Below are 11,988 nucleotides of genomic sequence, written 5' to 3'. Positions count from 1 at the left end.
ACGACCTGCTCAAAGCGATCGCCGATGGCGGCTATGCCGGCATCGAGATCACCGACGCGATGATCGGCCGCTATGCCGGCAAACCGGCGGAGTTCGCGACCGCGCTGAAGACATCCGGCCTGACGCTCGTCTCCTTCGCCTTCGGTTCGAACAGCGGCTTCACACTCAAGGAGAAGATCGGCGCCGATCTCGAGACCGCCAGGCGCTGGATCGATTTTGCCGCCGCCTTTCCGGGCGCGCTGGTGTCCATGGGCTCGGCGACCGTCGTGTCGGACGGCCCGCGCGACGACAAGTTCGCCATTGCGGCAGAGGTCTACAACAAGGCTAGTGAACTCGGCCGCAAGGCCGGCGTCCAGGTCGCGGTGCATCCGAGCTCGCACCACAACACGCTGCTCTTCGACCGCGCCGACTACGACCGCATCTTCGACCTGCTCGACGCCTCGCTGGTCGGCTGGGTGCCGGACACCGGCCATATCTTGCGCGGCCACAAGGATATGGCCGACACGCTCACAACCTATCGCGATCGCATCCGCTACGTGCACCTGAAGGATGTCGATGCGAGCGGCACCTGGGCGATGCTCGGCAAGGGCATCTGCGACACGGCGAACGTGATCGAGATCGCCAGTGCCGCGCCCAACTTCAATGGCTGGCTGGTGCTGGAGGAGGAATCCGAGACCGCGGCCGCCGACCCGGCCATAGCTGTCAAGACCAACCGCCAGACCATGCGCGGCTATGGAGTCTGAGACGATGATCCGCAAGCAAGACCGTCGTCTTCGTGTCGGAGTGCTCGGCTGCGGGCCGATCGCGCAATTCGCCCATCTGGAATCCTGCGTGAAAGCCAGCAATGCCGATCTCTACGCGATCTGCGATGCCGCCCCCGACCTGCTGGCGCGCATGGGCGCGACTTATGAGCCCGAGAAGATATACGGCGATTACGACGCCATGCTCGCCGACCCGCAACTGGAAGCGGTGATCGTCGCCACCTCCGATGCCTATCACGTGCCGATGTCGATCAAGGCGCTGGAAGCCGGCAAGCACGTGCTGTGCGAAAAGCCGATCGGCGTCTCGGTCGAAGAGGGCCAAAAACTTGCCGACGCGGTCAAGCGTTCCGGCAAGGTGCTGCAGGTCGGCCATATGAAACGCTTCGATCCGGCGCTGGAGGCGGCGCGCGATTTCGTCCGCGACGAGATGGGCGATATCCTGGCGCTAAAAGCCTGGTATTGCGATTCCACGCATCGCTACACCAACACCGACGCGGTGCAGCCGCTGCCCGTGACCAGCAAGCTGGCCAGGAAGCCGGCCGGCAATCCGAAGGCGGATCTGCGGCAATATTTCATGCTGGCGCATGGCTCGCATCTGGTCGACACGGCGCGCTTCCTGTGCGGCGAGATCGTTGCAGTGCGCTCCCGCCTCAACGAGCGCTTTGGCGCCTATTGCTGGTTCGTGGAAACCGAGTTCGCCAATGGCGCGCTTGGCCATCTCGACCTCACGGTCGCTGTCCGCATGGACTGGCACGAAGGTTTCCAGCTCTATGGCGAGAACGGCTCGGTGATCGCGAAGACCTTCAATCCCTGGTATTTCCGTGCCAGCGAGGTCGACATCTTCCACGAGAAGGATGCGACCTCGCGCAAGCCGCTCGGCGCCGATGGTCATTTCTTCCGGCGCCAGCTCGAAGGCCTGGCCGAGACGGTCCTCGACGGCAAGCCGATGCGCGGCGCCAATGTCGATGACGGCCTCGCCTCGATCCGCGCCATGGTGGCGATCGCGCGCTCGGTCGAAAGCGGCGAGCGTGTCGAGATCGCCAGCGTCACGGGAGCGGTCTGATGCAAATCGGGGTGTTCGCCAAGACCTTTCCTGGCAGCGAGCCGGCCGGCGTGCTGGAAGCGGTCCGCGACGCGGGATTTGCCGTCACCCAGTTCAACCTGGCCTGTGCCGGCCTGCCGTCGATGCCGGACAAGGTTCCGCTGGATACCATCCGTGCCATCGCGGCCGCCTCTGATGCCACCGGCGTCGGGCTGGTCGCGCTGTCCGGCACCTACAACATGGCGCATCCCGACAGAGCGGTGCGCGAGGACGGCCTGCGTCGGCTGGCGGCTGTCATCGAGGCCGCGTCAGCACTTTCCATTCCGCTGGTCACGCTCTGCACGGGAACCCGCAACCGTGACGACCAGTGGACGCACCACCCCGACAATGCCGATCCCTCGGCCTGGGCCGACATAGCGCGCGAAATGGAAAAGGCCCTTGAGCTCGCCGAGCGCCACGGCGTCGATCTCGGCATCGAACCCGAGCAGGCCAACATCGTGACGTCGGCCGACGACGCCATGCGCCTCATCGCCGAAATGGGTTCGAAGCGGCTGCGCATCGTGCTCGATCCGGCGAACCTGTTCGAGCGGGCGGATACCGAGGAGGCGCGCGCCATCGTCACCGCTGCCATCGAAACCACGGCCGGCCATGTCGCCATGGCCCACGCCAAGGACCGTTTCGCCGACGGCCGCTTCGCCACCGCCGGGCAAGGGGTCGTCGATTTTGCCGACTTCGTCGCACGGCTCAAGGCGACAGGCTTTGACGGCCCGTTGGTGACGCATGGGCTTTCGGCCGAGGAAGCGCCGGAAGTCGCCCGCTTCCTGAAAGGGCTGGTGTGATGAAGCGCCCGACGACCTTGCTCCGCGATGACGCTACGCTCAGCATTTCCGACGCGGGCGATGGGCTGGCGGTCGTCTTCCAGCATGGCCTCGGCGGCAGCGAGGCGCAGGTCGCTCAATACTTCCCCGCCGGCGCCGGCTTGCGGCGCATCACGCTCGAATGCCGCGGACATGGCGGCTCGGCGCTCGGCAGAAGCCGGCCGTTCTCCTTCCAGATGTTCGCCGACGATGTGCTCGCCGCCGCCGACCAGGCCGGCCTCGAGCGTTTCGTCGCCGCCGGCGTCTCGATGGGGGCGGGAATCGCGCTGCGCATCGCCTGCCGCCATCCCGACCGCGTCGCTGGCCTGGTCCTGGTGCGTCCGGCCTGGACGTTCGGCAAGGCACCGGCCAACATGCAGCCGATCGCCGAGGTCGCCGGCCTTATCCTAGACCACGGTCCGGACAAGGCGCGGGCGCTCTTTGCGCAGTCGGATACCGCCGTACGCCTCTATCGCGAGGCGCCCGACAACCTCGCTTCGCTGTTGGGCTATTTCGACCGGCCGGACGCCATGGCGTTCGCGCAGGTGCTTGCCGACATTGCCGCCGACGGACCGGGTGTTTCGGCACGGGATGCAGAGGCCCTCGACATTCCGGCTTTGGTCATCGGCAACGCGATGGATGCCGTGCATCCGCTGTCCGCCGCCTATACGCTGGCGGCCGCCACACCCAACGCCGTCTTTGCCGATATCTCGCCCAAGGCGCTCGACAGCGCGCGACATTTCGCCGAGCTGCACGCCGAGATCACGGCCTTCCTTCACGCCCACCCCAACTTCCGGAGCCTCATTCCGTCATGACCACCAAACCCCTCTCCGGCCCCTCGGCAATAGCCGCCCTGCCGCGCAACCGGCTGATCGGCGAGTTCTCGCTGTGGTCGGCCGACCTCGCCAATATGGAGCGCGACCTGAAGCGCATCGACGCTCATGTCGACCTCCATCATATCGACGTGGCGGACGCCCGCTTCACGCCGGGCTTCCTGTTCTTTCCCGATCTGGTGGCGCGGATCGCCAAGCTGACGACGAAGCCGATCCATGTGCATCTGATGGTCGAGGCGGAGATCGTCGAGGAACAGACGCGGCAGTTCATCGAGGCCGGCGCCGACCTGATCAGCGTGCACGCCGAAAACGGCGAGGCAGGCCTGCGCGCGGTGAGGTTGGCGCATGAACTTGGCGCCGAGGCCGGCGTTGTGCTCAGGCTGGAAACGCCTGTCAGCGCCGTCACACCCTTCTTGCCCGAAGTGGCCTTCGTGACGCTGCTCGGCACCTCCATCGGCGTCAAGGGCCAGAGCCTGTCCGACCAGGCCTGCCCGCGCCTGATCGAGGCGCGCGCGCTGATGCGGAAGGCCGGCCGCGAGGCGGACATCGTGCTCGCCGCCGACGGCGGCATCCGCCACGAGACGGTCCCGCTGCTGCGCGCCGCCGGCGCCGAGACCGTGGTGCTGGGCTCGCTTGCCTTCGGCGATCCCGACCTTGCGCAGCGCATGGCCTGGCTGCACGGGCTGAAGGTCGCCGCCTGATGAACACGCTTGCGCTTGCCTTCGATCTCGGCGGCACGGAGTTGCGCGGCGCGCTGATCGAGCGCAGCGGCGACGTCGTCGCTCGCGTTTCGGCGCCGACGATGGCGGGCGCGGGATCGGAGGCGGTGATCGGCCAGATCATCACGCTGGCAGGCACCCTCCTCAAGGAGCATCCGCAGGCAAAGGTGGTCGGCATCGGCATGTGTGCGCCGGGGCCGCTCGATCCCAAGGCCGGCATCGTCATCGGGCCGCCGACACTGGCCGGCTGGCACAATGTGCCGCTGATCGACATTCTCAGCCGGCAATTCGGCCTGCCGGTGCGGCTGGAGAACGATGCCAACGCGGCCGCCCTTGGCGAATGGCGCTTCGGCGCCGGCCGCGGCAGCGGATCGCTGGTCTTCGTCACCGTGTCGACCGGCATTGGCGGCGGCGTGGTCGCCGACGGCCACATCTATCATGGAAGGCGCGGACTGGCGGCCGAGATCGGCCATATGACGATTACCGGCGAAGGCGAGCGCTGCTTCTGCGGCGCCGTCGGCTGCTTCGAGGCGGTCGCTTCGGGAACGGCCCTCGGGCGGCGCGCCACCAAGCTCACCGCTCCCGGCGACGGCTCGCTGCTCCGGCAACTTTCGAATGACGGCGACGTTTCGGCCAGGCATGTCGTCGAGGCCGCGCGGGCCGGCGATATCGGCGCGCTCGACCTGGTCGAGGCCGAGGCGAAGTGGCTGGGAATCGGCTTCACCAATTTGCTGCATCTCTATTCGCCCGACCTGATCGTGATGGGCGGCGGTCTCGCCAACGGCTTCGATCTGCTGGCACCGCTGATCAGGACCACCATCGAAACGCGGGCCATGCCCGCCTATCGCGACGTGCCGATCGTGCAGGCCGAACTCGGCGACCGCGCCGGGCTGGTCGGCTCGGCAAGCCTGATCTTGTGGGAGGGCGAGCCGGGCACGGCGCTGGCGATGGTGCAGGACGAAGAGACGAAGAACGGCGCCGGCGGCCAAGCCGGCGCCAGGGAGGCAAGCCAAGGCTGAGCTCAAGCTGCGCGGCGCGCGCAAATCCTATGGAGCCGCCGAGATCATCAAGGGCATCGACCTCGACGTCGAGGATCGCGAATTCGTGGTCTTCGTCGGCCCGTCCGGCTGCGGCAAGTCCACGCTGCTGCGCATGATCGCCGGGCTGGAAAGGATCACCGACGGCGACCTTATGATCGACGGCGTGCGCGCCAACGACATCGACCCGTCCGAGCGCGGGCTCGCCATGGTGTTCCAGTCCTATGCGCTCTACCCGCATATGAGCGTGGCCGAGAATTTGGGCTTCGCGCTGAAGATCGCCGGCGTTCCGGTTCAGGAGCGGGAGCGCAAGGTCAAGGAAGCGGCCGACGTGCTGCAGCTTGCACATCTGCTCGACCGGCGGCCGAAGGCGCTGTCGGGCGGCCAGCGCCAGCGCGTCGCCATCGGCCGCGCCATCGTGCGCAATCCCAAGGTGTTCCTGTTCGACGAGCCGCTGTCCAACCTCGACGCCGCGCTGCGCGTCAGCATGCGGCTGGAACTGATGCGGCTGCACGAGCAGCTCAACGCGACGATGATCTATGTCACCCACGATCAGATCGAGGCCATGACCATGGCCGACAAGATCGTGGTGCTGAACGGCGGCTCGATCGAGCAGGTCGGCTCGCCGCTCGAGCTCTACAACCGGCCGGCCAACATCTTCGTCGCCGGCTTCATCGGTTCGCCGAAGATGAATCTTTTGAAACTGAAGGTGGCGTCAGTTGGAGCCGAAGGCGTCACGGTGACCTTGCCGGGCGGCCAGACGCTGACCGTGCCGGTCGACGCGGACGCGGTCAAGGCCGGCGACGAGCTGCTGCTCGGCATGCGGCCGGAACATCTGCGCGTTTCGCCGAACGGGCCGTTCAAGGGGCAAGCCATGCTGGCGGAACGTCTGGGCGGGCTGACCATCCTGCATGTCGAGATCACGCCCGAGCTGACGCTGGTGGTGCAGGCCGAAGGCGGCGACACGACGCCGTTGCACAGCCCGATCGCGCTCGATATCTCGCCTGCGGTCTGCCACCTGTTTCGACCCGAGGGCCCGGCGCTGGCGCCGCTGCATCGGGCCTGAGCTGGCGCCTCCTCTTCGCCATTCCAGGGCGAAGCAGGAGCGAAGCGACGTCGCGGAGACCCTGGAATCCATGCCGTGACCTTTGAGCGTCACGGCGCTGCAGAGTCACGCAGTTCTGCATCGCTGCAACGCGTGGAAGGAACGGCATGGATCCTCGGGTCTGCGCGTTCGCTTCGCTGCCGCTCCGCCCGTGGATGACGACCAAGGTATCGCCCTCTACCCTGCTGCAGCGCAGCACATCAAAACGCACTGCACACCACTTTAATTCTTGACGCATGTCAAATTTTTCTAAAACATGCGGAAATGCTGGCAAGGCATCGGCCAGCGCTCTGGGAGGAGCAATGCCTGACACTGACGAGACCGAACCGGGGTCGCTACCCGCGCACCAACCGGTCATCATTTTTCCAACGCAAGCGCCGGGGTCGCTTGTGTCCCGTCAGGCATGCCGTTCGCAGAAAAGCGAGCCGACAAACAGAAATCCGGAGGAGGAAGACACATGCGCATGTTCAATTGCCTGACGCTCGGCGCGGGCCTGCTTGCAACGACACTGGCGATACCGGCCCATGCCGAGGACGCAGCCAAGGTCGCGGCGATCGTCAAAGGTCTCGACAACCCGTTCTTCCAAACCATGCAAAAGGGCATCGAGGACCAGGCCAAGGCCGACGGCGTCGATGTCACCGTGCAGGCGGCCGCCAATATGGGCGATGCGACCGGGCAGGCCGACCGGCTGACCGCCATGGCGATGCAGGATTTCGACTGCTACCTGGTCAACCCGATCAGCGTTTCCAACCTGGTGCAGGCGCTGGTGCCGGTCGCCCAGAAGAAAAAGCCGATCGTCAACATCGACAGCACCATCGACGCCGAACAGGCCAAGGCCGCCGGCTTCGCGATCTCCACCTATATCGGCACCGACAACGTCGCCGCCGGCGCGCTGGCCGGCGAGGAAATGCTGAAGCTGGTGCCTGCCGGCTCCAAGGTGGCGCTGGTGGCGGGCATCGTCGGCGATGTCGGCTCCAACGCCCGCATCAAGGGCTTCAAGCAGGCCGTCGAAGGCAAGCTCGAAGTGGTGGTGATGGTGAGCGCCGACTGGGACCGCGAGAAGGCGCTGACCGCCGCCACCGACATCCTGGCCGCGCACCCTGATCTTGCCGGTTTCTTCGCCGCTAACGACATCATGGCGCTCGGCGTCGAGCGCGCCGTGCAGACCTCGGGCAAGGACGTCAAGGTGATCGGGCTCGACGGCATCGTCGACGCACTGAAATCGATCGCCGCCGGCGAGCTCACCGCCACCGTCGCGCAATACCCCTATGTCGTCGGAGCCATGGGCGTCGAAGCCTGCGCCGTGGCCGCCAAGGGCAAGGAGCTGCCCGCCAACGTGCCGGCGCCGGTGCTCCTGATCAACAAGGACAATGCCGAAGCTTCGCTGAAGAACTTCCCGGCCCCGGGCGGCGACTATCCCGATCCGTTCCGCGAGATGTTGAAGTGAGCACACCTGAACAAAACGCGCCCGCTCGAGTGACGGCGGGCGCGGCGGAGGAGAGCCGCCCCTCCCTGTCGGCTCTCCTCCTTGATCCTTCCTTCTGGGCCGACTGGGCGTCGGTCGTCGGCCTTGTCGGCCTCGTCATCGTCTTCGGCATCGCCCAGCCGGTCTTTCTCAGCGTCGCCAATATGCAGGCGCTGCTGCTTGCGGCAGCGATCCTGGTCGTGCTGTCGATCGGCCAGACCTTCGTCGTGGCGACCTCAGGCATCGATCTGTCGCTGGCGGCGGCGGTCATGCTGGGCGCCATCATTCTCGGCCTGGTCAATGCCGCCGGCTATGGCATTTTCCTCGCCTGCCTGCTCGCCGTCCTTGCCACCAGCGCGGTGGGTTTTCTCAACGGCCTGCTGATCACCGCCGGGCGCATCCCCGACTTCGTGGTGACGCTCGGCACGCTGTCGGGCATTACCGGCCTCGGCCTGATCCTGTCAGGCGGCGAGCCGACCATGGTTGGTTCGACCTTCCTGCTGCGCCTGGCATCGGGTCATTTCGGACCGTTCGGCTATCCCGTCTGGGTGGCGATCACGGCCGTCATCGTGGCGCATATCGCGCTCTATCACACCCGCTTTGGCGTGCATCTGCTCGCCACCGGCGGCCAGACCGAGAGCGCCAACGCGCTCGGCATTCGCACCGACCGGGTCAAGATCGCCGCCTATACGATTTCGGGTTTCTGCGCCGGCCTCGCCGCAATTCTGCTGGTGGCGCGCATCGGCTCGGCCGAGCCGCTGATCAACACCAGTCTTCTCCTTAATTCGGTGGCAGCCGTGGTGCTGGGCGGCGTCAGCCTGTTCGGCGGCCGCGCCAGCATCCTCGGGCCGGCGATCGGCGCGCTGATGCTCACCGCCCTCGTCAATGGGCTGACGCTGCTCAGCGTTTCGGCCTTCTACCAACCGCTCGCCGTGGGCGCCATCGTGGTGCTGGCGGCGCTGATCATGCGATACCAGAAATGAGCGCCGTCCATCACATCCCCTCCTCGGAAGCGCTCCTCGCCTGCGAAGGGCTGAGCAAGCATTTCGGCGGCATCCGCGCCTTCACCGACGTCGCCTTCCAGGCGCGGCGCGGCGAGGTCACGGCGGTGATCGGCGACAATGGCGCCGGCAAGTCGACGCTGATCCGCTGCCTGGTCGGCGTGCACGTGCCTGACGGTGGAGAGGTCTTCTTCGACGGCAAGCCGCAACCCTTCGGCAATCCCGACGAGGCGCGCAAGGCCGGCATCGAGACGGTGCACCAGAACCTGGCGCTGATCGACGAGCTGACGGTGGCGCAGAACCTGTTCCTCAACCGAGAGATCGTGCGCCGGTTCGGCCCGATCGCGCTGCTCGACCGCAAGGTGATGAAGACGCAGGCGCGCGCCATGCTGTCACGCCTGTCGATCAACATGCCTTCGGTCAACCAGCGCGTAAGGCGCCTGTCGGGCGGGCAGCGGCAGGCGATCTCGATCTGCCGCGCCGCCGGCTCCGGCGCCAAGCTGGTGGTCATGGACGAGCCGACAGCTGCACTTGGCGTGCAGGAGACGGCCAATGTCGAGGCGCTGATCCGGCGGCTGCGGGATCAAGGGGTGAGCGTCATCCTGGTCAGCCACAATTTCGATCAGGTGCGGCGCCTGTCCGACCAGATCTGGGTGATGCGGGCGGGAAAGATGGTGGCGACGGTGCGCGCCTCGGAGACATCAGGCAATGAGCTCGTTGCGCTGGTCACAGGCGCGGCGTGAAATCAACGGCTGGCTGCTAGAGCGGTTCAGCGTTTGATAGAATCGCTGCCCCGCTCTAAGTATCTGTTTTTACGCAATTCCGGACGGAAAACCGCTACGCACTTTTCCTGGAATTGCTCTAGGTCGGCACCGGACTTGAAATCAAAGGGAGTTTGCGAGTGGCACCAATCCGTGTCGGACTTGTGGGTCTAGGCGAGGTCGCGCAGTCGATCCATCTGCCTGTGTTGGCCGACCAGCGCGACCGCTGGGTGATCGCGGGCATCTACGACGTCTCGCCAAGCCTGGTGGCGCTGTGCGCGTCCGAACATCCGACGGCAAAGGCTTTCGAGACGGCGGAGGCGCTGATCAATTCGCCCGACATCGACGCGGTCTTCGTGCTGTCGTCCGACGACACCCATAGCCGCTTCGTGCGCGCCGCCATCGCGGCCGACAAGCACATCCTGCTGGAGAAGCCCGCCTGCCTGACGGTGCGCGAGATCGACGAGCTGCTGGCGCTGACGACGAATTACGCGAAGACTATTTTCGTCGGCTACATGCGCCGCTACGCGCCGGCCTATCTGGCGGCCAAGGATGAATTGCCTGTCCACGCCGACATCACCCATGTCCGCATCTTCGACCTGATCTCCGAAGGCCGGCACTTCCTGAAGAAGAGCCAGAACATCCTCTATCCTCAGGACATAGACGCTGCCCTGCTGGCGCGCGGTGCCAAGGAGCGCGACGCGCTGATCCGCGAGGTGGTGGGCGCCGATGCCCCCGCCGACCTGGTGCGCGCCTATCGCGGGCTGACGGCGCTCTCCTCGCACCACATTTCGGCGATGCGCGGGCTGCTCGGCGAGCCGGTTGGCGTGCTCGCCGCGCACCGCACCAATGGCGGCGCCAACACCAGCGTGACCTTCGACTATGGCCATTTCGCCTGTGGCTACGACGCGGTGGTCGACGATCTCGGCCTGTTCGACGCCATGATCGAGGTGCGCTCGAACACCAGACGGGTGCGCATCATCTACGATACGCCCTATATCCGCAGCCTGCCGACGCGGCTGGAGGTGACGGAAGCCGGCCCGCTCGGCCCGGTGACGAAGAGCTTTGGACCGCTCTATGGCGACGCCTTCTCCAACGAACTGGAAATCTTCCACCGCCACATCACCGATGGCACCAAGCCGCTGACCGACCTCGCCGACTCGCGCCGCGACCTTGCACTGATGGCCGAGATCATCGAGCGGATGAAGGCGACCGGCGGACGCGCCTGAAGCCGCTCTACGGCTGTCCGAGATATTCGAGCTGCATGGCAACGAAGTCCGTCGTGCGTGCGCCGTAGCGGGCAGAAATGTCGCCAAGCGCCTGGTCGAGGGCCTTCGCCGGCCGCGGATCGACCATGGAAGGTACCAGGCGTTCGCCGGGCCAGCTCGCCACGATCTGGTCGGGCAGGATGCGGATGCCGTTGCGGCTGACGATCGCACCGTCCTTGGCGGCAAATGTCACCGCGCGGGAGCGATAGGTTCGCGACCAGGCGTCGGCGACCAGCGCCAGCGACACCTCGTCCATGTAAGGGGTCAGTTCGATGCCGAGCTGCTCGTGACCGAGGACGGCGAGCGTGTTGCCGATCGCCGTCAGCGCGAAGGGACGGGTGAATGTGAAGGCAGCGCTGGCATGCCGCGCGTCCCAATGCGCCAAGCCGAGGTCGCGGCCGACGGCTTCGGCCTTGTCGCGCCCGGCTATGGCCTCGATCAGGGTCAGCATCATTGGCATCGACGCGGTGATCCCGGTCGTCGTCGCGACGCCCTGATCGACGACGAAGCGCCGGTCGGCGACATAGCGGATCGTCGGGTGTTTTTCGCGCAGCTCGTTCAGCGAATACCAATGCGTCGTCGCCTTTCTGCCATCGAGCAGCCCGCTGGCGCCAACCACCTTGGCCCCGGCGCAGACGCCGATGATGGTGGCGCCCTTGGCCGCCTGGCTTCTGATCCACTTCAGCATGTCGGCATCGTCGTCCCGCATCATGGCGGGGACGATGACGTAGTCGGCGCCTTCGGGATACCGCACATCGAACTCGGCTACGGTCGCATCGGGCTCGACCTGCAGTGCCGGGAACAGTTTTACCGGTCCAGGATCGGTCGCCAGGGCCACGACATCGGCGACATCGGCGCGCCGCAGGATGCCATAGGGCATCAGGTAGTCGGTGGTCTCGGTGGCATCGTTGATGCCGACGATGGCGATCAGCGGCCGCTCACGCTTCGGCGGCTTCAGGGCCGCGACGGCGGCCTCCGCCTCCTGGCTGTCGATTGCCGGCGGAACGGCTGCCAAGGATGCCGAAGGCAGCGACAGCAGCCATGCGGCGCCGACCGCCAGCAAAAGCAGGACGATGCCCAGGCCGCTCCACAACACGATACGCAAACTCATAATCTGCTCTCCTGATCGAGCGACTTGA

General features: G+C 66.1%; 12 protein-coding genes. 11 read left to right on the top strand and 1 reads right to left on the bottom strand.

The annotated features are described in order from the left end of the window. From ACFX5Q_RS23405 to ACFX5Q_RS23355, 11 genes are all read left to right on the top strand, one after another. Positions 1 to 743: sugar phosphate isomerase/epimerase family protein (locus tag ACFX5Q_RS23405; protein ID WP_404281824.1), on the top strand; the 743-nt coding region annotated here is incomplete at its 5' end. Positions 744 to 747: 4 nt separating this feature from the next. Next, on the top strand, positions 748 to 1,824 hold the full coding sequence (locus ACFX5Q_RS23400; protein WP_404281822.1) for a Gfo/Idh/MocA family protein: 1,077 nt from the start codon (positions 748 to 750) through the stop codon (positions 1,822 to 1,824). Continuing rightward, positions 1,824 to 2,642, top strand: coding sequence for a sugar phosphate isomerase/epimerase family protein (locus ACFX5Q_RS23395; protein ID WP_404281820.1), 819 nt, complete (start codon positions 1,824 to 1,826; stop codon positions 2,640 to 2,642). The genes ACFX5Q_RS23400 and ACFX5Q_RS23395 overlap by 1 nt, the downstream gene beginning before the upstream one ends. Further along, positions 2,642 to 3,475: an alpha/beta fold hydrolase gene (locus ACFX5Q_RS23390; RefSeq protein ID WP_404281819.1), complete on the top strand. Its 834-nt coding sequence runs from the start codon at positions 2,642 to 2,644 to the stop codon at positions 3,473 to 3,475. Before ACFX5Q_RS23395 ends, ACFX5Q_RS23390 begins: the two co-directional genes overlap by 1 nt. Then, complete coding sequence (locus ACFX5Q_RS23385; RefSeq protein WP_404281817.1) at positions 3,472 to 4,194, top strand: ribulose-phosphate 3-epimerase; 723 nt, start codon at positions 3,472 to 3,474, stop codon at positions 4,192 to 4,194. The genes ACFX5Q_RS23390 and ACFX5Q_RS23385 overlap by 4 nt, the downstream gene beginning before the upstream one ends. After that, a complete protein-coding gene (locus tag ACFX5Q_RS23380; RefSeq protein WP_404281815.1) occupies positions 4,194 to 5,231 on the top strand; it encodes an ROK family protein in 1,038 nt (345 codons plus the stop codon). The genes ACFX5Q_RS23385 and ACFX5Q_RS23380 overlap by 1 nt, the downstream gene beginning before the upstream one ends. A gap of 7 nt (positions 5,232 to 5,238) precedes the next feature. Then, a complete protein-coding gene (locus ACFX5Q_RS23375) occupies positions 5,239 to 6,315 on the top strand; it encodes an ABC transporter ATP-binding protein (protein ID WP_404281832.1) in 1,077 nt (358 codons plus the stop codon). Between the two features lie 496 nt (positions 6,316 to 6,811). Continuing rightward, positions 6,812 to 7,801 (top strand): substrate-binding domain-containing protein, encoded by a 990-nt coding sequence (locus ACFX5Q_RS23370; protein WP_404281813.1) that lies wholly within the window; start codon positions 6,812 to 6,814, stop codon positions 7,799 to 7,801. Beyond that, positions 7,798 to 8,802: an ABC transporter permease gene (locus ACFX5Q_RS23365; RefSeq protein WP_404281812.1), complete on the top strand. Its 1,005-nt coding sequence runs from the start codon at positions 7,798 to 7,800 to the stop codon at positions 8,800 to 8,802. The genes ACFX5Q_RS23370 and ACFX5Q_RS23365 overlap by 4 nt, the downstream gene beginning before the upstream one ends. Continuing rightward, a complete protein-coding gene (locus ACFX5Q_RS23360) occupies positions 8,799 to 9,563 on the top strand; it encodes an ATP-binding cassette domain-containing protein (protein WP_404281810.1) in 765 nt (254 codons plus the stop codon). Before ACFX5Q_RS23365 ends, ACFX5Q_RS23360 begins: the two co-directional genes overlap by 4 nt. 158 nt (positions 9,564 to 9,721) lie before the next feature. Continuing rightward, complete coding sequence (locus tag ACFX5Q_RS23355; protein ID WP_404281808.1) at positions 9,722 to 10,810, top strand: Gfo/Idh/MocA family protein; 1,089 nt, start codon at positions 9,722 to 9,724, stop codon at positions 10,808 to 10,810. A gap of 7 nt (positions 10,811 to 10,817) precedes the next feature. Here the strand turns inward: ACFX5Q_RS23355 and ACFX5Q_RS23350 are convergent, their stop codons facing one another. After that, positions 10,818 to 11,960, bottom strand: a complete 1,143-nt coding sequence (locus ACFX5Q_RS23350) for a DJ-1/PfpI family protein (protein ID WP_404281806.1) — start codon at positions 11,958 to 11,960, stop codon at positions 10,818 to 10,820. Positions 11,961 to 11,988 lie beyond the last annotated feature (28 nt).

The sequence above is a fragment of the Mesorhizobium sp. IMUNJ 23033 genome, assembly GCF_044778005.1.
GTDB classification, from domain to species: Bacteria; Pseudomonadota; Alphaproteobacteria; order Rhizobiales; family Rhizobiaceae; genus Mesorhizobium; species Mesorhizobium amorphae_A.
This window is presented reverse-complemented; position numbering and strand designations above follow the sequence as displayed.